The sequence below is a fragment of the Marichromatium purpuratum 984 genome (assembly GCF_000224005.2).
Classification (GTDB): domain Bacteria; phylum Pseudomonadota; class Gammaproteobacteria; order Chromatiales; family Chromatiaceae; genus Marichromatium; species Marichromatium purpuratum.
This window is the reverse complement of record NZ_CP007031.1, coordinates 1,475,319-1,496,964: the sequence shown is the minus strand read 5'-3', so window position 1 is coordinate 1,496,964 and position 21,646 is coordinate 1,475,319. Positions and strand designations below refer to the sequence as shown.

22 protein-coding genes and 1 pseudogene are annotated in these 21,646 nt (G+C 69.3%); 8 read left to right on the top strand and 15 right to left on the bottom strand.

Going from position 1 to position 21,646, the window contains the following annotated elements:
- Nucleotides 1–2 precede the first annotated feature (2 nt).
- Nucleotides 3–692, top strand: coding sequence for a hypothetical protein (locus MARPU_RS06775; RefSeq protein ID WP_005224593.1), 690 nt, complete (start codon nt 3–5; stop codon nt 690–692).
- Between the two features lie 44 nt (nt 693–736).
- Nucleotides 737–2,584, top strand: a complete 1,848-nt coding sequence (locus MARPU_RS06770) for a V-type ATP synthase subunit A (RefSeq protein ID WP_005224592.1) — start codon at nt 737–739, stop codon at nt 2,582–2,584.
- Between the two features lie 4 nt (nt 2,585–2,588).
- On the opposite strand, the gene MARPU_RS16600 is transcribed toward MARPU_RS06770, so the two are convergent.
- Nucleotides 2,589–3,389: an OmpA family protein gene (locus tag MARPU_RS16600; RefSeq protein WP_005224591.1), complete on the bottom strand. Its 801-nt coding sequence runs from the start codon at nt 3,387–3,389 to the stop codon at nt 2,589–2,591.
- A gap of 42 nt (nt 3,390–3,431) precedes the next feature.
- Nucleotides 3,432–4,427, bottom strand: coding sequence for an SLAC1 anion channel family protein (locus MARPU_RS06750; protein ID WP_005224590.1), 996 nt, complete (start codon nt 4,425–4,427; stop codon nt 3,432–3,434).
- 564 nt (nt 4,428–4,991) lie between these two features.
- On the opposite strand from MARPU_RS06750, the pseudogene MARPU_RS18125 reads away from it, so the two are divergent.
- From MARPU_RS18125 to folP, 4 genes and pseudogenes are all read left to right on the top strand, one after another.
- A pseudogene (locus MARPU_RS18125) lies at nt 4,992–5,186 on the top strand (DUF3096 domain-containing protein); the annotation flags it as partial.
- Between the two features lie 45 nt (nt 5,187–5,231).
- Complete coding sequence (locus MARPU_RS18120; protein ID WP_407636537.1) at nt 5,232–5,348, top strand: DUF3096 domain-containing protein; 117 nt, start codon at nt 5,232–5,234, stop codon at nt 5,346–5,348.
- 102 nt (nt 5,349–5,450) lie between these two features.
- Nucleotides 5,451–6,497: an FAD:protein FMN transferase gene (locus tag MARPU_RS06735; protein WP_005224587.1), complete on the top strand. Its 1,047-nt coding sequence runs from the start codon at nt 5,451–5,453 to the stop codon at nt 6,495–6,497.
- A 50-nt stretch (nt 6,498–6,547) separates the two neighbouring features.
- Nucleotides 6,548–7,405, top strand: a complete 858-nt coding sequence (gene folP, locus MARPU_RS06730) for a dihydropteroate synthase (protein ID WP_005224586.1) — start codon at nt 6,548–6,550, stop codon at nt 7,403–7,405.
- 8 nt (nt 7,406–7,413) lie between these two features.
- Here folP and MARPU_RS06725 read toward each other — a convergent pair whose 3' ends face one another.
- Nucleotides 7,414–8,007 (bottom strand): hypothetical protein, encoded by a 594-nt coding sequence (locus MARPU_RS06725; protein WP_005224585.1) that lies wholly within the window; start codon nt 8,005–8,007, stop codon nt 7,414–7,416.
- Nucleotides 8,008–8,082: 75 nt separating this feature from the next.
- Nucleotides 8,083–9,333: a hypothetical protein gene (locus MARPU_RS06720; RefSeq protein ID WP_005224584.1), complete on the bottom strand. Its 1,251-nt coding sequence runs from the start codon at nt 9,331–9,333 to the stop codon at nt 8,083–8,085.
- A 308-nt stretch (nt 9,334–9,641) separates the two neighbouring features.
- Between MARPU_RS06720 and MARPU_RS06715 the strand changes: the two genes are divergently transcribed.
- Entirely contained in the window at nt 9,642–10,244 is a 603-nt protein-coding gene (locus MARPU_RS06715; protein ID WP_005224583.1) for a DUF938 domain-containing protein, read from the top strand.
- A 15-nt stretch (nt 10,245–10,259) separates the two neighbouring features.
- Complete coding sequence (locus MARPU_RS06710) at nt 10,260–10,748, top strand: aminoacyl-tRNA deacylase (RefSeq protein WP_005224582.1); 489 nt, start codon at nt 10,260–10,262, stop codon at nt 10,746–10,748.
- Nucleotides 10,749–10,752: 4 nt separating this feature from the next.
- On the opposite strand, the gene MARPU_RS06705 is transcribed toward MARPU_RS06710, so the two are convergent.
- The 11 genes from MARPU_RS06705 to truA all read right to left on the bottom strand — a co-directional run bounded on the left by MARPU_RS06705 (nt 10,753) and on the right by truA (nt 21,548).
- Nucleotides 10,753–11,778 (bottom strand): hypothetical protein, encoded by a 1,026-nt coding sequence (locus MARPU_RS06705; RefSeq protein WP_025275162.1) that lies wholly within the window; start codon nt 11,776–11,778, stop codon nt 10,753–10,755.
- A gap of 5 nt (nt 11,779–11,783) precedes the next feature.
- Nucleotides 11,784–13,013 carry an O-succinylhomoserine sulfhydrylase gene (locus MARPU_RS06700; RefSeq protein ID WP_005224580.1) on the bottom strand — a complete coding sequence of 410 codons (1,230 nt, stop codon included), beginning with the start codon at nt 13,011–13,013 and terminating at the stop codon, nt 11,784–11,786.
- Nucleotides 12,991–14,505 carry an amidophosphoribosyltransferase gene (purF, locus tag MARPU_RS06695; RefSeq protein WP_005224579.1) on the bottom strand — a complete coding sequence of 505 codons (1,515 nt, stop codon included), beginning with the start codon at nt 14,503–14,505 and terminating at the stop codon, nt 12,991–12,993. The genes MARPU_RS06700 and purF overlap by 23 nt, the downstream gene beginning before the upstream one ends.
- A 157-nt stretch (nt 14,506–14,662) precedes the next feature.
- Complete coding sequence (locus MARPU_RS06690) at nt 14,663–15,148, bottom strand: CvpA family protein (RefSeq protein ID WP_005224578.1); 486 nt, start codon at nt 15,146–15,148, stop codon at nt 14,663–14,665.
- Nucleotides 15,149–15,161: 13 nt separating this feature from the next.
- Complete coding sequence (locus tag MARPU_RS16595; RefSeq protein WP_005224577.1) at nt 15,162–15,758, bottom strand: SPOR domain-containing protein; 597 nt, start codon at nt 15,756–15,758, stop codon at nt 15,162–15,164.
- A gap of 105 nt (nt 15,759–15,863) precedes the next feature.
- Complete coding sequence (gene folC, locus MARPU_RS06680; RefSeq protein ID WP_005224576.1) at nt 15,864–17,138, bottom strand: bifunctional tetrahydrofolate synthase/dihydrofolate synthase; 1,275 nt, start codon at nt 17,136–17,138, stop codon at nt 15,864–15,866.
- A gap of 2 nt (nt 17,139–17,140) precedes the next feature.
- Entirely contained in the window at nt 17,141–18,046 is a 906-nt protein-coding gene (gene accD, locus MARPU_RS06675) for an acetyl-CoA carboxylase, carboxyltransferase subunit beta (RefSeq protein ID WP_005224575.1), read from the bottom strand.
- Nucleotides 18,043–18,885, bottom strand: a complete 843-nt coding sequence (trpA, locus tag MARPU_RS06670) for a tryptophan synthase subunit alpha (RefSeq protein ID WP_005224574.1) — start codon at nt 18,883–18,885, stop codon at nt 18,043–18,045. The genes accD and trpA overlap by 4 nt, the downstream gene beginning before the upstream one ends.
- A complete protein-coding gene (gene trpB, locus MARPU_RS06665) occupies nt 18,882–20,132 on the bottom strand; it encodes a tryptophan synthase subunit beta (protein WP_005224573.1) in 1,251 nt (416 codons plus the stop codon). The genes trpA and trpB overlap by 4 nt, the downstream gene beginning before the upstream one ends.
- Nucleotides 20,113–20,742, bottom strand: coding sequence for a phosphoribosylanthranilate isomerase (locus MARPU_RS06660; protein ID WP_025275160.1), 630 nt, complete (start codon nt 20,740–20,742; stop codon nt 20,113–20,115). The genes trpB and MARPU_RS06660 overlap by 20 nt, the downstream gene beginning before the upstream one ends.
- Nucleotides 20,743–20,765: 23 nt before the next feature.
- Entirely contained in the window at nt 20,766–21,548 is a 783-nt protein-coding gene (gene truA, locus MARPU_RS06655; protein WP_025275159.1) for a tRNA pseudouridine(38-40) synthase TruA, read from the bottom strand.
- Nucleotides 21,549–21,646: the final 98 nt, after the last annotated feature.

The window sequence follows — 21,646 nt, the reverse complement described above, 5'->3', positions numbered from 1 at the left end:
CCATGACCGACTCACACCGTTATGCCATGCTGCTGAGCGCGCTACCGGCGCACGGGGCGCTGTTCACCGCGCGCCAGACACCGCTCTCGCGCATCCGTCTCGAACAGCGCCTGACCCAGCTCGACGCCGAGGATGCGCGCACCCTGCGCACCCTGCGTACCCTGCTCGAATGGGCCGAACAGGACCCGCACAGCAGTGACCAGGCCGTCCTCGAGCGCGCCCGGCGGCAGATCCCCACCCTGCCCGATCCCTTCGCCCGCGACCTCGCCGACTGGCGACTGGAGATGCGCACGCTGATCTGCGCGCTGCGCCGTCGCCACCGTGGCGAGCCGCCGCCGAGCGAGCGGCGCTGGGGGTACGGGCGCTGGACCGAACAGGTGCGCCGCCACTGGAACGAACCGGCGTTCCGGCTCGAACGCGCCTGTCCCTGGCTGCCGGAGGCCGCGCGCCGTCTCGACCAGAGCGATGCCATCGGCGTCGAGCGACTGCTGCTGAGGACGGTCTGGGAGCATCTCGAACGACGCCACGACGGCCATCACTTCGACTTCGCCGCGGTGATCATCTACGCGCTGCGCTGGGACCTGGTGGCGCGCTGGACCAGCTATCACCACGAACGCGCACTGGCGCGCTTCGATGACCTGGTCGAGACCGCACTCGACGGGGTCGAACCCATCCCCGAGGCGGCGGCCTGAGCGCACCGCGCCGATCGCCCGACCTTGCCGAAGAGGAACCCGCAATGGATGACGCGCTGACACCCCAGGTCCAGGCCGACTCGCCCGCCCGGGTGATCTCGGTCCAGGAGAGCCTGGCCACCATCGAGGCCGGCTGGCGCAACGGTACGCGCCTGCCGCTGAAGAAGAACGAGGTGGTGTTCATCCGCCCCGAGCGCAGCGACGGGGAGCGGCTCAAGTCCGAGGTGCTGCGGGTGCGCGGCGAGTTCGCCGACGTGCAGGTGTTCGAGGACACCCGCGGGGTGAGCGTCGGTGACCCGGTCGAGCAGTCCGGCGAGCTGCTCTCGGTCGAACTCGGCCCCGGGTTGCTCGGCGAGGTCTACGACGGGCTGCAGAACCCACTGGAGAAGATCGCCATCACCCACGGGGTTTTCCTGCCACGCGGGGTCGATCTCGACGCCCTCGATCGCAACCGTAAGTGGTCCTTCGTCCCACAAGTCCAGCACGGCGCGCGGCTGCGCGCCGGCGGGGTGCTTGGCACCGTCCAGGAGGGACGCTACACCCACAAGATCATGGTGCCCTTCGACCAGGTCGGCGAGGTCGAGGTGACCTGGATCCAAGAGGGTAGCATCACCGTCGATACCCCGGTGGCGCGCATCCGCGACCGGCGCGGACACGAGCGCTCGCTCGACCTCATCCAGCGCTGGCCGGTGCGCCGCGCGCTCACCGAGCACATGCTGCGCACGCGCACCACCGAGCGGCTCTACCCGAGCGAGCCGATGACCACCAGCATCCGTCTGATCGACACCTTCTTCCCCATCGCCCGCGGCGGCACCGGCTGCATCCCCGGTCCCTTCGGCGCCGGCAAGACGGTGCTCCAGCACCTGCTGGCCAAGCACGCCGCCGTCGACATCGTGATCGTGGTCGCCTGCGGCGAGCGCGCCGGCGAGGTGGTCGAGACCATCAGCGAGTTCCCCCAGCTCGCCGACCCCAAGACCGGCGGTTCGCTGATGGATCGCACCATCATCATCTGCAACACCTCGTCGATGCCGGTGGCCTCGCGCGAGGCCTCGATCTACACCGGCATCACCCTCGGCGAGTACTACCGCCAAATGGGCTATCAGGTGCTGCTGCTGGCCGACTCCACCTCGCGCTGGGCACAGGCGATGCGCGAGACCTCGGGGCGGCTCGAGGAGATCCCCGGCGAGGAGGCCTTCCCCGCCTACCTCGACTCGGCGATCCGCGGCGTCTACGAGCGCGCCGGGGTGGTGCGCACCGCCGATTCCAGCGTCGGCAGCCTGACCATGATCGGCACCGTCTCGCCGGCCGGTGGCAACTTCGAGGAGCCGGTCACCCAATCGACCCTGAGCACCGTGAAGTGCTTCCTCGGGCTGTCCTACGACCGTGCCTACAAGCGTTTCTATCCGGCGATCGACCCGCTGATCTCCTGGTCGCGCTATCTCGGCCAGCTCGCCCCCTGGTACGAGGAACACCTCGGCGCCGACTGGAACCGTCGGGTCGAGGCGATGCAGCAGCTCCTGGTCCGGGGCGAGGCGGTGCAGCAGATGATGCAGGTCACCGGTGAGGAGGGCGTGACCACCGAAGACTACGTCACCTACCAGCAGGCGCTGCTGCTCGACATGACCTTTCTCCAGCAGGACGCCTTCGACGCGGTCGACGCGGCGGTACCACTGACGCGCCAGCGTCAGATCTTCGAGCTGATCGATGCCCTGATCGGCCACGAGCGCGACTTCGCCGACAAGGACGCGGCGCGCGCCTTCTTCACCCGGCTCACCGCGCTACTGAAGAACCTCAACTACGCTGCCCAGGACTCGCACGACTTCACCCGTCTGCTCGAGGAGATCGCCGCGCTCGATGAGGACACTCCGGTCGCCCTGGCGGCGACCGGCTGAGTCCTTACGCCGGGTCGCGATCCTCGCCGACGCCGGGCAGGGTGAAATAGACCTCGACCCGGCGATTGGTCGCGCGCGAGGCGGCATCGATCTCCTCGACCAGCGGCTCGCTCGAGCCGACACCCTCGACCGTCATCCGCGCCGACTCGATCCCGAGCGCGACCAGCGCTGCGGCGACCGCCTCGGCGCGCGCTTGCGACAACACCAGGTTGCCCGACGCATCACCGCTGGCATCGGTGTGCCCACTCAGCAACACCTGCAATTCAGGGTGCGCCTGCAGATGCTCGGCGATCGCCGTCAGCGGCGCGATCGGCCCCTCGGGCAGTTCGGCGGCACCGGGGGCGAAACGCAGCGTCTCCTCGCCCAGACTCACCAGGGCGCCACGCGGGGTGAAACGCGCACCGAGTGCGGCATAGTCGCGCAGCAACCCGGCATGCGCCACCTCTTCATCGACGCGCTCGACGGTCTCGACGCGTTGACCGAGTGCCGCGCGCAGCCCCTCGATCCGGCGCTCCAACACCTCCGTCTCGACGGCCTCACGCTGCGCGCGCTCATGCAGCGCCTGTTCCAAACGCTCGATGCGCTGCTGCTGCGCCTGCCAGCGCATCTCCTGCTCGGCCAGCGCGGCGTGCAGCGGCGCCAGCGGATCGGGCGGTGTCACCTCGTCCGCGACCGCGGTGCCGGTCGACACCGTCAGGCCGCCGTCGACGACATAGACCAGGGCCAGCCCGGCGACGAACATCAGCGACAGAAAGGGAATGACGAGCCAGGCCTTGGTGGCGCTCGCCGGGGTCTGTTCAGACATGGCAGATGACTCCTGAGGACGACAACCGATGACGCAACACGCTCAATGCCCGGGCACACAGATCCCGCGCCGCAACACCGCCCGCAGGGTCGACCACAACAGGATCGCGATGATGCCGGTGAGCATGGTGAGCATCGCTACGCCGAAATAGCGATAGAACAGCGCCCCGGTCTGCTCGGCCATCACCATCGAGGCGATGCTGAAGGCGGCCAGCGGGAAGGAATACGCCCACCAGGAGAGGAAGAAGCGCAGCCGCAGGAAGCGCCCGGCCTGGCTGAACAGCAACAGGGTCAGGAACATCGCGGCGAAATAGAGTATCAGGGCGAAGGTGTCGAGGCTGTCGACCAGTCGGGTATAGGCGATGAAGCCGACCGCCGGGGGGGCGATCAGGATGAACAGGGTCGGGGTCAATCGGTCCTCGATCGGATTATGGAACAGCACCCGGTTGAAGATGATGGTCAGCAACACCAGCCAGAACAGCACACCGACGCTGAAGAAGAACCAGGAGATCGACTCGAACCCCAACGGCACCCCGGCGATCGGCACCAGCACATTACCCACCGCCGGGATGAACCAGGCGGGATTCATGTGTTGCACCTTGAAGTGCTCGTGGTGCATCCAGGCACTGACGATATAGAGGGTGAAGGTCAGATGCAGCGCCGCTCCCGCGAACCACAGCGTCTGGCTTACCACCTGCTGCAACGGCAGATAGGCGATGGCCAGCAACAGCAGACTGATCGAGATGGTGGGGAAGAAGTTGAGCTTGACCGGGTGGCGCAACTCGGCGAGCACCGCCTGCGGATGGCGCAGCAGCTTGGCGGCATAGAGCAGCGCCAGGGTGAGAAACAACAGGCTGCTGAAGCCGACCAACCAGGGGGTGATACCGAGATCCAGGCCGAGCAGGTGCTGCGCCTTCTCCCAGCCGATGGTCAACCCGCTCATCCCCATCACCATGGCGAAGAAGGGAATCGGGAAGAAGGCGAGACGCCCCTGCAGCACGTCCCCGCCGGCCTGGGCATCGATCTGCGCGCCGCTCACAGCGCCGACCCGAACAGCAACAGAGCGAGCGCCAGCGCAGTCGCGGTCGCCGGGACGAAGGGCCAGAGCTGAGCCGGCCACGCCGGCAGTGGGCTGGTGGTCATCGCGGTACTCCTATGGATTCCACACCGGGTCGCCGGACATCGGCCGGGCGACGGCTATCGAGGGACAGGATCAAGAGATCGTACAGTCTAGAGTCCGGGACAACGGACACGCATTGACAAATATCACACCTCAAAACTTGGTTATAGTGCCGCCAGCGACCAGCGACCAGCGACCAGCGACCAGCGACCAGCGACCAGCGACCAGCGACCAGCGACCAGCGACCAGCGACCAGCGACCAGCGGATTGAACCGCGACGGCACGAAGGGCGCAAAGGGGAATAAGCCGCCAGCGATCAGCCGCCAGTGGGTGCGGGCCGGTGCCGCCTGTGACCTCACGCCGACATCACCCATCATTCACTTTGCGCGCTTCGCGGCTTTGCGGTTCAATCCTGGCGGCTGGCGGCTGGCGGCTGGCGGCTGGCGGCTGGCGGCTGGCGGCTGGCGGCTGGCGGCCGTTAGAATGGATCGTTCGGTCGAGACGCGATCGGGCACGATCAACGCACAGGAGAGACGACCCATGGACCAGCTCCCGGCCCTGCTGCACCACTGGCCGTTACCGGCGATCGCCGCCGTGCTCACCGGCGTGCTGATCCTCGCCGTACCGCGGGTGCTCAACTATGCCGTCGCCGCCTACCTGCTGCTGGTCGGCATCCATGGCCTGCTGACGGCCTTCGCGGGCCAGCCGTTCGCGCCCCAGGCGGTGATCGCCCTGGTCGCCGGGGTGCTGATCCTGATCCGCCCCAACCTGCTGAGCTACGTGGTGGGGATCTATCTGATCCTGATCGGCCTGCTCGGCGCCGGGCTGCTGCGCCCCTGATGGCGAGCGGCGTCTCGCCCTGCAATCACCCCTAACCCCGGCGGCCCGTCGATAGGTCGCCGCTCATCACACGATCAGGGCCTCCCGGCCCGAGAAGGACCCATGCCATCCATCGCCGTACTCGCGCCGCCGCGCTGGCGCCTCCTCCCGATCCTGTTGCTCGGTGCGCTGCTCGCACTCGCCGGCTGCGCCCAGGACGACACCCCCGTGGAACTCCAGGGGCGCACCATGGGCACCCACTACAGCGTCAAGCTCTACGGGCTCCCCGACACGCTCTCGGTCGAGCAGCTGCAGGCGCAGATCGATGCCCGGCTGGAACAGGTCAACGACCTGATGTCGACCTATCGTCCCGACTCGGAGCTGTCGCGCTTCAACGCCAGCGACTCGGGCGACTGGTTCCCGGTCTCCCTGGAGCTGGCCGCGCTGGTCGCGCTCGCCGAGCGCATCAGCATCTTCAGCATCGGCGCCTTCGACGTCACCGTCGGCCCGGCGGTCAACCTCTGGGGCTTCGGTCCCGGCCAGCCTCCCGAACAGCTGCCGAGCGATGCGCAGCTCGCCGAGGTACGCGAGCGCATCGGCTTCCCGCGGCTCGAGTACCGGCTCGATCCCCCGGCGCTGCGCAAGGAGAAACCAGGCGTCTATGTCGATCTCTCCGGCATCGCCAAGGGCCATGGCGTCGATCAGGTCGCGGCAGTGCTCGAGTCGGCGGGCGTCACCGACTATCTCGCCGAGGTCGGCGGCGAGCTGCGCGCCAGCGGCACCAAGCCCGACGCCACCCCCTGGCGGATCGCCATTGAGCGCCCCGAATCCGGCGTGCGCGAGGTCCACCGTATCGTCACCCTGCACGATGCCGCCATGGCCACCTCGGGCGACTACCGCAACTTCTACGAGCGCGACGGCAAACTCTACAGCCATACCATCAACCCGATCACCGCGCGCCCGGTCACCCACACCCTGGCCTCGGTGAGCGTGATCGCCGCCGACTGTGCCCAGGCCGACGCCCTCGCCACCGCCCTGCTGGTGCTCGGCCCCGAGGCCGGCCTCGCACTGGCCGAGGCGCACGACATCGCCGCCTTCTTCGTCGTCCGCGAGGGCGACGGCTACAGCGACCGCGCCACCTCACGCTTCGCGGCGCTCACCGCCGAGTGATCGTCGGCGCCGGGCCGGCCCCGGCGCCATCGCCCAGGAGTTCCTCTCTCATGCACAACCAAGCCCCCGCGACCCCGCCACAGATCATGGGCATCCTCAACGTCACCCCGGACAGCTTCTCCGACGGCGGCGAGCACTTCGCGCCCGAGGCGGCCGTCGCCCACGGTCTCGCGCTCGCCCGCGCCGGGGCCGACATCATCGACGTCGGCGGCGAGTCGACCCGCCCCGGCTCACGCGCGGTGCCCGCCGCCGAGCAGTGCGAGCGCGTACTGCCGGTGATCGGCGCACTGCGCAAGCGGCTCCCGGCGGGCGTGGCGATCAGCATCGACACCACCAGCGCCGAGGTCGCGCGTGCGGCGCTCGCCGCCGGCGCCAGCTGGATCAACGACACCGCCGCCGGCGAGGACGATCCAGGACTGCTCGCACTGGCCGCCGAGACCGGCGCCACCCTGGTGCTGATGCATCGTCAGGGACGCCCCGAGACCATGCAGCAGGACCCGCGCTATGGTGATGTGACCACCGAGGTCGAGGACTATCTGCTCGAGCGTGCGCGCCTCGCGCGCGCCGCCGGCGTCGCCGCTGAGCGCATCCTGCTCGATCCCGGCATCGGCTTCGGCAAGACCCTCGCGCACAACCTTGCGCTGATCGCCGCGCTCGATCGCTTGCGCGCGCACGGCTTTGCGGTGCTGCTCGGCGCCAGCCGCAAGCGCTTCCTCGGCGCGATCTGCGATGAGCCGCACCCGGCAGCACTGGATGCAGCGACCGCCGCCACCACCACCGCGGGCGTGCTCGCCGGGATCGAGGTCTTCCGCGTACACGACGTCGCCGGCAACCGTCAGGCCGCCGACGTCGCCTGGGCGCTCAGAGGCGCCGGGATGCGTGCCACCGGCACACTGGTGACAGGCTGAGGGTCGGGCTAGTCGCCGGCGGCGCGACGGCGCGGCAGCACCCGCCGCTCGGGCGCCGTCTCCAGCGTCTGCAGCTCGCGCGCCTCGGCGGCCAGGCGGCGATTGTCGATCGCCCGCTGCTGGCGCGCCCGTACCCCGTAGCCGAGCGCCGCGCCACCGGCGGCGCTCAGGGTCACCAGCCCGAGGGTGACGAACTGGGTCAGCATCATGGTGATTCCGATTCCCACCGTACCGCCGACCACCGCGCCGGTCTTGAGGCTCGCCCCCCAGGAACTGCGTCGCGCCTTGGCCGCCAGCCGCTCCTGGGAGCGCCCCGCCTTGGCGCGCTGCTGCTCGGCCTTGACCCGAATCTTCTCGCGCTCCTTGGAGAAGCGCTCGCTCAGCCGCGAGGTGGCGCGGTGCCGATAGGCATCGGCGATGGTGTTGAACCACAGCGCGACGAGGACGCCGACGGCGCCGCCAAGCAGCGCGAACAACGGCCAGGTGGTCTGCCAGTCGGTGCTCAGCGCGGTGTAGACCAGGAGTGCGGTGACCCCCTGCAGCAGGAAGATACCGATCAGGAATCGGATCAGGCTGCCGAGGCTGTGTGGAATGATGCTCATCAGTCTCATCTGCTCAGGTTGTGAGCCACGCGCGGACGTGGCCCGACGAAGGATCCGTGTCCGCCCGGCGGGCGCTTACCCCACCACCGCCGCCGGCGCCACATCGCGGGCCGCTGCGCGGGGCGCCGAGGGCGCTCGTGGCTCGATCCACTCGAGCCAGTCGGCCGGCGCCTCATCGAGCAGCACGCGCAACCGCTCGCGCAGCCGCTCCAGCGCCGCCGCATCCTCGACCGGCCGATCGCAGGCATCGATGATGCCGTAGAGATACTCGGCGCCGACCCCGGAGAGGTCGATCAGCAACCGTGGTGCACCGGCCTCGAGCGGCAACAGCTGCGGATCGGTGCTGGTCATCAGGAAGGGGCCGGCGCCGCTCTCGAGCCGGGCCGCCGGGCCCGGTCGGCCATGGCGACGCAACGCACGACCGAGCCGGTAGCGCATCAGGTCGGAGAGTTCGGGGGCGAGTTGATCGACCAGCGCCATGTCGCCAGAATCGGCATAAACCGGCACCAGGAAGGCATGCGTCTCGCGCCGCGGCTCACTCACACCGCGGGCGCTCGCCACATAGGTCTCGATGATGCGGAACAACTCGCGATAGCGTTGCACGTCAGCGGTGTCGAGCGCACTGGTGCGCCCGAGCAGCACGAAGGTATAGAGCCCGTAACCGGACTCGGCGCGCTCGAACAGCAGGTTCATCGCCACCGCCGTCTGGGTCTCGCTGGTCGGCGCGCCCGAGGGGTAGTAACGCATGGCATAGACCAGCGACTCGCGTAGCGGCCCGTCGCTGGCGTCGAGCAGCCGGGCGCGTCGTTCGAGCCCCTCGGCGGCGGCCAGCTCGAGCGTCTCGCGCGCGCCCGAGCCGGTGAGCATCAGCGCGCGCTCGAGCACCGGGTCGAAGGCCGATTCGCCGCCCTGGGCGATCATCTCGGTGACGATCTCGCTGACCGGCGCACAACCGCCGCGCAACAGCGCCTCGGCGCCCTCCCCGGGCGCCACCCCGGAGAGATAGAGGTCGGTGACCAGGGTGCTCAATACCGCCCCGGTGCCACGCCCCCCCATGCCCGCGCAGCGCGTCTGCAACTCCTCGCGCAGACCGGACGGATCGGTGCTGTAGAGCACATGCGCCGACATCGACGGACGCGGCCCGCCATTGGCGCGCTCGGCGGCGAGCTGGGCGCCCGGGGTACGCCAGGGCGCCGCCCCCTGCACCGTGCCGCCGGAACCGGCGCAACCGCCGAGCGCCAGCAGCAGCACACCGAGCACCAGCAGTGGCGCCACGACGGCACCACGACGACGGACTGACTGCGGATCGGGATTCGGCGTCGACATCGAGGGCACCCCGCCCTGGCGGCACAAAGGCACCATGATAGCCGATCATGCCACGGGCTCCAGTACCAGCCGCCAGCCGCCAGCCGCCAGCCGCCAGCCGCCAGCCGCCAGCCGCCAGCCGCCAGTGAGTATGCGCCCCTGACGACGGCATTGCCTGCCATCACACGCGCTTGGTGCCAGCGCTTGGGGGCAAGCGGCCACTGGCGGCTGGAAGCTGATAGCTGGCAGCTGACTTGCGAGCGCTCCCGACGCGCGGCATCCTGTGGCCGATCGAGGCGCTGTCGTCGCCACCACATACGAGTCCACCGATGCAATCGACCACCAAGCCCTACGCCGAGTCCTGCGATCAGAATCGCGCCCCCATCCTCGCAGTGATCGCCCCGCTCTATGCCGGACGCCAGCGGCTGCTGGAGATCGGCAGCGGCACCGGGCAACACGGGGTCCATTTCGCCGCGGCGCTGCCCGAGCTGTGCTGGCAATGCAGCGACCGCGCCGAGGAGCTGCCGGGGATGCGTCAGTGGATCGGCGAGGCGGCGCTGCCCAACCTGCCCGAACCGATCGCGCTCGATGTGCTGCGCGGCCCCTGGCCGACACCCGGGTTCGACGCCGCCTTCAGCGCCAACACCGCGCACATCATGCCGGTCGAGGCGGTCGCGGCGATGTTCCGTGGACTCGGCGAGGTGCTCGCCCCCGGCGGGCTCTTCGCCCTCTACGGCCCCTTCCACGAGGATGGCCGACCGACCAGCGAGAGCAACGCCGCCTTCGACGCCTGGCTGCGCGCGCGCGATCCGGCGATGGGGGTGCGTGATCGCACCTGGCTGCTGGGGCTGGCCGAGGACAACGGCCTCGAGGCGCTGGCCGAGCATGCGATGCCGGCGAACAACCGCATCCTGGTGTGGCGGCGAGGCTGAACGAGGGCGAGGAACATGGCCAAGGAGAAACACCCGGTCACCCAGGCGGTCAGGGCGCTGCGCGCCGCCGGTATCGCCTTCACCCCGCACAGCTACGACTATGTCAGCGGCGGCGGCACGGCGCAGGTGGCCGCAGCACTCGGTGTCGACGAGCACCTGGTGGTCAAGACATTGATCATGGAGGATGCCGATGCACGGCCATTGGTCGTGCTGATGCACGGCGACCGCCAGGTCGCCACCCAGCACCTGGCGCGCGCCATCGGCAGCAAGCGGGTGCGCCCCTGCGCCCCCGAGATCGCCGAGCGGCACTCCGGCTACCGGGTCGGCGGCACCTCACCGTTCGGCACCCGTCACCCGATGCCGGTCTACTGCGAGCGCGGCATCCTCGAACTGCCGCAGATCTATATCAACGGCGGCAAGCGCGGCTTCATCATCGCGGTCGAGACCCGGGCCGCGCTCCAGCTGCTCCAGGCCCAGCCGCTCGACCTCGCGGTCGCGGGCTGAGCCCTCAGCGCCGAGCGAGCCGGCAGTGCGCGCGCAGCCCGCGCCGGCGCCACCCGCGCAGCAGCCCCCAGCCCGAGGTGCGATAGCGGGTCCCGGCACAGGGATCGAGCATGACCTCCGACCAGCGCTGCCGGCGCAACGCGCGCAGCGGCGCGGCGAGCGCGGCGTCACAGGCGACCAGGGCGTCGGACCAGGCGCCGAGATCGCGCCCGTGCAGCGCCCGCCAGGGGCTCTCGTCATAGACCAGGACGCCCCGCTCGCCGAGCGTCGGGTCCTGCAACCACTGGGCCGGGGTGCGATGCCCCGCCCCGGCCCAGTGCGCCAGCCCGTGGGTGAGCGGATGCTCGCCCACCACCAGAGCGGGACCGCACCCCGGCGCCGCCGGCAGCTGTCCCCCGCCCCAGGGCCAGAGCCCGTTGACCACCGGCTCGCCGCGCGCCTCGCGGGCACGGTTGACCGGATCGGCGAAGAACAGCATCTGCACCTCGTTGAGCAGCCGGCTCCAGGCCAGCGCATCGTCGCCGCTGATCGCATCCGGGCTGAGCGCCTCGCCCATCACCCGATAGAGCGGCGTGGTACGCAGCGCGGGCGGTCGCCTCAGGCGCAGATACCAGCGCTGCGGGGTCGGCGCGATCAGCTCCAGGCCGTCGTCGGCGAAGTGGTCGTTGAAACTCGCCACCAGGGCCGCGGCCTCCTCGGCGTCGAGGGCGAAGCGCTCGAGTTCGAAGAGCCGCAACCGCTCCATGTCGGGGCGCAGATAGACCGGGTCGGCATGCAGCCAGTAGGCCGCAGCGCCCTCCCCGGCGAGCAGCTCGGGGGCGTCGCCAAGCAGACACAGGGGCGCACTGGGCAGATCGCAGCCTGACTCGGCGACGATGCCGAAGGCGGCGAACAGCGCGGCGAAGGGATCGCTGGCAACTGCCTCGTCGACACGCGCGCGCGCCAACAGACGGTCGAGATTGGGCAGTGCCGGGAAGGGCTCGGGACGCAACGGCAGGGGGCCGAGCAGTCCCGGACAGATCAGTTCCAAGGCCGTCACGACACCGCCAACCCTCGCGCCAGATCGGCCTGGATGTCGGCCACCGACTCCAACCCCACGGCCACCCGCAGCAGCGATTCGGTGATGCCGGCATCGGCGCGCTCCGCGTCACTGAGCCGACCGTGGGTGGTGGTCGCCGGGTGGGTGATGGTGGTCTTGGCATCACCGAGGTTGGCGGTGATCGAGATCATCCGCGTCGAGTCGATCACCCGCCAGGCCTCGGCGCGGGCACCGCGCACTGCGAAGGAGACGATACCGCCGCCGCTGCGCTGCTGGGCGCCGATCAGATGGTGCTGGGGGTGCTGGGGTAGCCCCGGGTAATGGACCCGCGCCACCGCCGGATGGGCATCGAGCCAGTGGGCGAGCTGCTCGGCGGCGCGCGCATGCGCCTGCATCCGCAGCTCGAGCGTCTCGAGCCCCTTGAGGAAGACCCAGGCGTTGAACGGACTCATCGTCGGACCGGCGGTCCGCAGCACGCCGAAGACCGCCTCGCCGACCAGTTTGCGATCACCGACCACGGCACCACCGACGCAGCGCCCCTGACCATCGAGATACTTGGTCGCCGAGTGCACCACCACATCGGCCCCGAGTTCCAGCGGACGCTGCAGCGCCGGGGTGCAGAAGCAGTTGTCGACCACCAGCCGGCAACCGCCTCGATGCGCGATCTCGGCCAGCTCGCGCAGATCGGCCATCTCGGTGAGCGGGTTCGACGGCGTCTCGCAGAACAGCATCCGCGTCCTCGTCCCGATCGCCGCCTCCCAGGCGGCGGGATCGGTGAGCGGCACGAAGGTCGTCGCCACTCCGAAGCGAGCGAGATACTTGCTGAACAGTGAGCTGGTGCTGCCGAACACGCTGCGCGAGACCACCACGTGATCCCCGGCCTCGAGGGTGCCGAGACAGAGCGCGAGGATCGCCGCCATCCCGGAGGCGGCGGCGACGCAACACTCGCCTCCCTCGAGCGCGGCCAGCCGCTCCTCGAAGGTTCGTACCGTGGGGTTGGTGAAGCGCGAGTAGATATTGCCCTCGACCTCGCCGGCAAAGCGCGCGGCGGCCTCGGCTGCGCTGGAGAAGACAAAGCTCGAGGTGGTGAAGATGGGTTCCGCGTGCTCGCCTTCCTCGGTACGCCGCTGACCGGCGCGTACCGCACGCGTGGCAAAGCCCGGCGCCTCCGTGGCGCCGACCGGCTCGTCCGGGAGACCCGGATCAGACTGAGTTGTGCAGGTCAATGACACTCTCGCTGCGCGCTGAGCGCTGTTCCTTGGCGCCGTCGTTGCGATTGGCCTCGAGGGCACGCAGATACTCCGGGGTCACGTCCCCGGTCACGTAGTTACCGTCGAAGACCGAGGTATCGAAGCGCTCGACATGGCTCTTGCCCTTCTTCTGCACCGCGTCGATCAGGTCTTCGAGGTCCTGGAAGATCAGGCCGTCGGCACCGAGTTCGGCACAGATCTCCGCCTCGCTGCGCCCGGAGGCGATCAGCTCGCTGGCCGCCGGCATGTCGATGCCGTAGACGTTGGGGTAGCGCACCGGCGGCGCGGCCGAGGCGAGATAGACCCGGTTGGCGCCGGCATCGCGCGCCATCTGGATGATCTGCTGCGAGGTGGTGCCGCGCACGATCGAGTCGTCGACCAGCAGCACGTTCTTGCGGCGGAACTCCAGATCGATGGCGTTGAGCTTCTGGCGCACCGATTTCTTGCGCACCTTCTGCCCCGGCATGATGAAGGTCCGGGCGATATAGCGGTTCTTGATGAAGCCCTCGGCATAGGGCACGCCGAGATGGTTGGCCAGCTGCAGCGCCGCGGTGCGACTGGTGTCGGGCACCGGGATCACCACATCGATGTCATGATCGCCCCATTCGCGCTTGATCTTGGTCGCGAGCTTCTTGCCCATCCGCGAGCGCGCCTTGTGCACCGAGATGTTGTCGATGATGGAATCGGGGCGGGCGAAGTAGACGAACTCGAACAGACAGGGCGAGAGCACCGGCTCGGCGGCACACTGGTGGGTGTGGAGCCTGCCGTCGAGGGTGATCAGCACCGCCTCGCCGGGAGCGACATCACCGATCAGCTTGAAGCCGCTGGTATCGAGCGCGACGCTCTCCGAGGCGATCATGTACTCGTGGCCATCGGCGGTCTCGCGATAGCCGTAGACCAGCGGACGGATGCCGTGCGGATCGCGGAAGCCGAGCACGCCGAAGCCCGGGATCATCGCCACCGCCGCATAGCCGCCGCGACAGCGCCGATGCACCCCGGCCACGGCCTGGAAGACGTCCTCTTCCTCGATGTTCAGCTTGCCCTGGCTTTGCAGCTCATGGGCGAAGATGTTGAGCAACACCTCGGAGTCGGAGTCGGTGTTGAGGTGGCGCAGATCGTCGACGAACAGGTCGCGCTTGAGCGCATCGGCGTTGGTCAGATTGCCGTTGTGCGCGAGCACGATGCCGTAGGGCGAGTTGACGTAGAAGGGCTGGGCCTCGGCGGAGCTGGAGGCCCCGGCGGTGGGATAGCGCACGTGCCCCACCCCCATGTCACCCCGCAACTGGATCATGTGCGAGGTACGGAACACGTCACGAGCCAGTCCGTTGTCCTTGCGCAGGTGCAAGCGCCCACCCTCGCAGGTGACGATACCGGCGGCGTCCTGGCCGCGGTGCTGCAAAACTAGGAGCGCGTCGTAAAGCGACTGATTGACAGGGCCCTTACCGACGATGCCGACGATCCCGCACATGAGGTCCTCGCGCGTCTGCCGCCACGGAGGATGACGACAACCGAAATTGGATGGAATGGAAACGATCGAAATTACCCGATACGCCCTGCCCCCGCAACCCACAACGCCCAAGATCGGGGCCGGAGGGCGCATTCCAAGCCCGCCAGCGGCCCCGCCCTCACCCGAAGCGGGCGCCGAGCGAGGCCGGCAGGCGCTCGAGGATGCGCTGGGCGATGCCCTCGAGGCCGCCGATCAGGGCCGAGTCCTGCCACCAGGCGGATTCGGGCAATGGGGTAAGGGCAGTGAGGAATACCGCGAACGCCACGATCAGCACTCCGCGCAGCACGCCGAACGCCAGCCCCAACAGACGGTCCGGCAGCGCCAGACCGACCCTCTCGGTGAGGCGCCCGAGGATGGCACCGAGCACCGCGCCGGGCAGCAGCACCACGACCAGCAAGAGTGCGAAGGCCAGCGCCAGGGCGAGGGCCGGCGGCGCGACCCAGTCGGCGAGCACGGCGGCGAGTGCGCGGTGCTGCCCCCAGGCGAACAACAGGGCGATGACCCAGGCGCCGAGCGAGAACGACTCACGGATCAGGCCCCGGGCGAGACCGATCAGGGCCGAGAACAGGATCAGGCCGAGCAGCGCCAGGTCGACCCCGGTCATTGCCGACGCGGCCTCAGGGGTAGCGCTGGATCAGGGTCTCGAGCCCCTGGCGATCGCGCAGCATGGTCGCGGCGCGCTCGGCATCGGCACGATCGATCTCGGGACCGACGCGGACCCGGTAGTAGCGTTTACCGTTGACCTCGGCCTGCTCGACGAAGGCCGAGTAACCGGCGGCGCGCAACCGCGCCTCGAGTTCGGCGGCACCGGCAGCGGTCCCGAGACTGGCGACTTGCACCACCCAAGAGGGCAACTGCGTGGCCGGCGCCTGCTGACGCGGCTCCGGCCGCGCCTGGAGGCTCGGCGCAGGCTCGGACTGCGGGCGAGGCTGGCGCATCGGCTCCGGGACAGGCTCCCGCGGCGCCTGGAAGGCGGCCTGGGGCTGGACCTGGGGCAACGGTCTCGGTGCGATGACCTCGTCCACGCCCTCGTCGGGGGCCAGATAGGATTCGGAGCGGAAGCGATCGGCAAAGGGCGGCTGCTCGGGGATCGCGGTCGGGATCGGCTCGGGCGGGGTCAGCGGTGGTTGCTCGAAGAGCATGGGCACGAAGATCACCACCAGCGCGACGATCACCACCGCCCCTGTCAATCGTCTCTTGGCACCTTCACGCATGACACTTCACCCACGATAGCGAACGCAGCCGTCCGGCTGCGTGATGACTCGAATGGCACTCCCGGCCGAGGCGCGGGCCGGGGCGCCCGCCCTGGCGAGAGTATATCAGCCGTGCCCGAGCACCCGCAGCGCCGCCCCGACGGTGGTGAAGGACCCACACACCAGCACGCAGTCCTCGCCCTCGCTGGCGGCATCGGCGCGCGCCAGCGCCTCCGCCGGGTCGACGCAGAGGGTACAGAACTCGGCGGCGAGCCCGGCCGCACCCAGACGCGCGTGCAGTGTCTCGCGCGCCATGGCGCGGGCATCGTCGGTCTCGGTCAGGTACCAGTGCGTGACCTGATCGGCGAGCGCCGCGAACAGCGCCTCCGGCTCCTTGTCGGCGAGCATCGCCAGCACCACCCGCACCGCTAGACCACGACTGGCGAAGGCACGCAGATTGGTCGCCAGCGCGGCGGCAGCCTGGGCGTTGTGGGCGACATCGAGGATATGACTCGGGGTCCCCGGCAACACCTGGAAGCGCCCCGGCAGGCGGGCGCGCCCGAGCCCCTGACGCAGGGCGTTGCGCGGGATCGGCAGGCGCTCGCGCAGGGCATCGAGTGCGGTGATCGCCGCAGCGGCGTTGTCGCGCTGGAAATCGCCGCGCATCGCCGGCAACGGCAGCGCATGACGGCGACCATCGGGACCCTGCCACTCCCAGCCGGCCTCGGCGCCGTGACGGTCGAACTCCACGCCCTGCTGCAGTGGGCGCGCGCCGCAGCCGAGCGCGGCCTCGCGCAGGGCCGCCGGCGCGTCGCGCTGACCGATCACCGCGGCGCGAGCGGGACGGAAGATCCCCGCCTTCTCGCGGGCGATGTCATCGAGGCTCTCACCCAGCCAATCGGTATGGTCGAGTCCGATCGAGGTCACCACGGCAACATCGGCATCGATCAGGTTGACCGCATCGAGCCGTCCGCCGAGCCCGACCTCGAGCACCACCAGATCGAGCCCGGCGCGCGCGAAGAGATCGAGCGCGGCCAGGGTGGCGAACTCGAAATAGGTCAGCGAGATCTCGCCCCGGGCCTGGTCGATACGGTCGAAGGCACCGATCAATGCGGCGTCGTCGACCGGCTCGCCGTCGATGCGGATACGCTCGTTGTAGTGCACCAGATGCGGCGAACCGTAGGTGCCGCAGCGATAGCCGGCAGCCAGCGCGGTGGCCTCGAGCATGGCCACGCAGGAGCCCTTGCCGTTAGTGCCGGCGACGGAGATCACCGGGCAGGCGAAGGAACCATGTTCGAGACGCCGCCACACCGCGCGGACCCGATCGAGTCCCAGCTCCATCGTCCGCGGGTGCAGCGCGGCCTGCCAGTCGAGCCAGGCATCCAGAGTGTCGAAGCGCATCGTCAGACCGGCACCACGGTACGGCAGTAGCGCGGCCGATGGCCGAGGATCGCCAACAGGTCGGCGACCCGCTCGCGCAGGTCGCGACGATCGAGGATCATGTCGATCGCCCCCTTCTCGAGCAGGAACTCGCTGCGCTGGAAGCCCTCGGGGAGCTTCTCGTGCACGGTCTGCTCGATCACCCGCGGCCCGGCAAAGCCGATCAGCGCGCCGGGCTCGGCGATGTTGATGTCGCCGAGCATCGCCAGACTGGCCGAGACGCCGCCCATGGTCGGGTCGGTGAGCACCGAGACGAAGGGCAGTCCACGCTCGCGCATGCGCCCGAGCGCCGCGCTGGTCTTGGCCATCTGCATCAGCGAGAACAGGCTCTCCTGCATCCGCGCGCCACCACTGGCGGAGAAGCAGACATAGGGCGAGGACTGCTCGATCGCCGCCTCCACGCCGCGCACGAAGCGCTCGCCGACCACCGACCCCATAGAACCGCCCATGAACTTGAACTCGAAGGCGCTGGCCACGATCGGCTCGCCCTTGAGTTCACCGCGCATGGTGATCAACGCCTCCCTCTCGCCGCTTAGCTTCTGCGCCTGAGCGATGCGATCCTTGTACTTCTTCAGGTCCTTGAACTTAAGCGGATCGAGCGACTCGAGTTCGGCGCCGATCTCCTCGCGCGAGTCGGGGTCGAGAAAGGCCTCGAGACGCTTGCGCGCGGTGAGACGGTTGTGATGGTTGCACTTGGGGCAGACCTCGAGATTACGCTCGAGCTCGGCGCGATAGAGGATCGCCTGACAGCCCGGACACTTGGCCCAGACGCCCTCGGGCACGGCGCGCTTGTTGCTCGCCTCGGTGCGGATGCGGCTGGTGACCAGTTTCTCGAACCAGCTTTTGCTCTTGTCGACTGCCTGCTTCACGATGTTACCTGCTCGGGTCGGTTGGCGGCCGCGTCGGCAGCGTCGATGGCGCCACGCAGCTCGGCGATGAAGTCCCCAATGGTCGGCGGGATCGCCTCGGGCGTCTCGGCCAGCGCCTCGATCCGCTTGACGATGGCGCTGCCGACGATCACCGCGTCGGCAACAGCGGCCACCCGCGCAGCGGTCTCGCCGTCCTTGATGCCAAAGCCGACACCGACCGGCAGCGGGATGCGCGCGCGGATGGTCTCGACCTTGGCGGCCACCTCGTCGGCGTCGAGATTGGCCGCCCCGGTCACGCCCTTGACCGAGACGTAGTAGACGAAGCCCGAGGCGACCTCGCCGATGCGCGAGATCCGCCGCTCGGTCGAGGTCGGCGCCAGCAGATAGACCAGATCGACCGACTCGGTCCGCAGCGCCTGGACCAGCTCGTGCCCCTCCTCCGGGGGCACGTCGACGATCAGCACACCGTCGAGCCCGGCCGCGGCGGCGGCGCGGGCGAAGCGCCCATAGCCCATCACCTCGATCGGATTGAGATAGCCCATGGCTACCACCGGGGTATCGGCATCACGCTCGCGGAACTGGCGCACCATCTCCAGCACGTCGGCGAGCGAGACACCGCGCGCGAGGGCGCGCTCGGTGGCGCGTTGGATCACCGGGCCGTCGGCGATGGGGTCGGAGAACGGCACCCCCAGCTCGATCAGGTCGGCGCCGGCAGCGACCATCGCGTGCATCAGCTCGACGGTGGTCTCGGGACGTGGGTCGCCGGCGGTGATGAAGGGGATCAGCGCAGTGCGATGCGTCGCGCGCAGCTGTTCAAAACGTGTCGAGATCCGGCTCATAGCGTCAACCCATCGAGTTTGGCGACCGTGTGCATGTCCTTGTCCCCGCGACCGGAGAGATTCACCAGGATGCTCTGATCGGGGCGCATCCCGGGGGCGATTTTCTGCACATAGGCCAGCGCATGGCTGGACTCGAGCGCGGGAATGATGCCCTCGGTGCGGGTGAGGTGATGGAAAGCGGCGATCACCTCGGCATCGGTGACCGCGTCATAGCTGACCCGACCGCAGTCCTTGAGCCAGGCGTGCTCGGGACCGACACCGGGATAGTCGAGCCCGGCCGAGATCGAGTGGGTCTCAATGATCTGACCGTCGGCGTCCTCCATCAGATAGGTGCGGTTGCCGTGCAGCACCCCGGGGGTACCGGCGCACAACGGCGCGGCGTGACGGCCGCTGGCGATGCCCTCGCCGCCGGCCTCGACCCCGTAGATCGCCACCGAGGTGTCGCCGAGGAAGGGGTGGAACAGGCCGATGGCGTTGGAGCCGCCGCCGACACAGGCGACCAGGGCATCGGGCAGGCGCCCGGTGCGCTCGAGCATCTGCGCCCGCGCCTCGCGGCCGATCACCGTCTGGAAATCGCGCACCATCGCCGGATAGGGGTGTGGCCCGGCGACCGTACCGATGATGTAGAAGGTGTTGTCGATGTTGGTGACCCAGTCGCGCATCGCCTCGTTCATCGCGTCCTTGAGGGTGCGCGAGCCGGACTTGACCGGCACCACCTCGGCGCCGAGCAGACGCATGCGATAGACGTTGGCCTCCTGGCGGGCGACGTCGACCTCGCCCATGTAGACCACGCACTCGAGCCCGAGCCGCGCGGCGACCGTGGCGGTGGCCACGCCGTGCTGACCGGCACCGGTCTCGGCGATAATCCGGGTCTTGCCCATGCGCCGCGCCAGCAGCGCCTGGCCGATGGTGTTGTTGACCTTGTGCGCACCGGTGTGATTGAGGTCCTCGCGCTTGAGATAGATCTGCGCGCCGCCGAGTTCGCGGCTCCAGCGCTTGGCGTGATAGAGCGCCGAGGGACGACCGACGTAGTCGCGCAGGTCGGCGTCGAGTTCGGCGAGGAACTCGGGATCCTCGCGAAACCGCTCATAGGCCTCGCGCAACTCATCGAGCGCATAGACCAGCGTCTCGGGCACGAAGGTACCGCCATAGGGTCCGAAGTGACCATCGGCGTCGGGCAGGTCGTAGTGCCCCTGGCTGGCGGCCCGCTGGCTCAGCGGACGCGTGCTATCGGCATCTGTCGCCATCTCTTACCCCTGTCATGAAGGCGGAAATCTTTGCGTGATCCTTGACCCCTTTCGACGCCTCGACGCCACCACTGACATCGACGCCGAAGGGCCGCACCGCGGCGATCGCCGCGGCGACGTTGTCCGGCGCGAGACCACCGGCGAGCACGATCTCGCCGCGCAGCGCCTGCGGGATCCGCGCCCAGTCGAAACGCTCACCGGTGCCCCCGGCGACCCCGGCGCGATAGGTATCGAGCAGCAGCCCGGCGGCGCCGGCATAGCGCGCGCGCACCGCCTCGAGCAGGATGCCCGGGCGCATCCGTACCGCCTTGATCCAGCGCCGCGCGAAGGCCGCGCAATACTCGGGCGGCTCCTCGCCGTGGAACTGCAGCAGCTCCAGCGGCACCTGGCGCAGGGTCTCGCGCACTCGCTCGGGGTCGGCGTCGACGAACAGGCCCACGGCGGTGACGAAGGGCGGTAACCGCTCGCACAGCGCCCGTGCCTGCGCGATGGAGACGGCGCGCGGGCTGTCGGGATGGAACACCAATCCGACGGCATCGGCGCCGGCAACGCTCACCGCGTCGATATCCGCGGCACAGGTCAGCCCACAGATCTTAACCCGGGTTCTGATCATGGCGTAAACCTCCCAGAGCCTCAGTCCGCCGCCAGTCGCTGCAACGGCGTACGATACGCCGCCTGCGGCAGGGCGACGTGCTCGGGATAGTCGGCGCGCACGAAGAACAGCCCCTGGGGCGGCGCGGTAACGCCACCGAGGGTACGATCACGCACCGCCAGAAGCTCACGAGTCCAGCCGACCTCGGCCTCGCCGCGGCCGATCGCCACCAGCACCCCGGCGATGTTACGCACCATGTGATGGAGGAAGCCGTTGGCGCCGATACGCAGGATCACCAGATCGTCCTCGGCGTCGACCTCGAGATAGTGCACCCGGCGCACCGGACTCTTGGCCTGGCAGGCCACGGCGCGGAAGCTGGAGAAGTCGTGCTCGCCGACCAGCGCGCGCGCAGCCTCGCGCATCCGCGCCAGATCGAGCGCATCGTGGACCCACACGGCGCGATTGCGCGCGAGCGGCGAGCGGGTGCGGCGCACCTGCAGCTGATAGCGATAATGGCGCGCCACTGCGCTGAAACGCGCGTGGAAGTCGCCTTCGACCCGGTGCGCCCAGCGCACCGCCACGTCGGGCGGCAGGTTGACGTTGGTGCCGAGCACCCAGGAGCGCTCGCTGCGCGAGGCGGTGGTGTCGAAGTGCACCACCTGCTCGAAGGCATGGACGCCGGTGTCGGTGCGCCCGGCGCACTGTACACCGAGCGGATGATCGGCCACCCGCGAGATCGCCGCCTCCAGGCATTGTTGCACGGTACGCACCCCGACCTGGGTCTGCCAGCCGTGAAAATCAGAGCCGTCGTACTCGACGCCCATCACGATTCGTCCAGGCGTCACGCCGGTCTCTCTCCTGTGAATAACTGCAGGGACACGGACGTGTCCCACCCCCGCGACGCGGGGGCTGTCGATCGTTT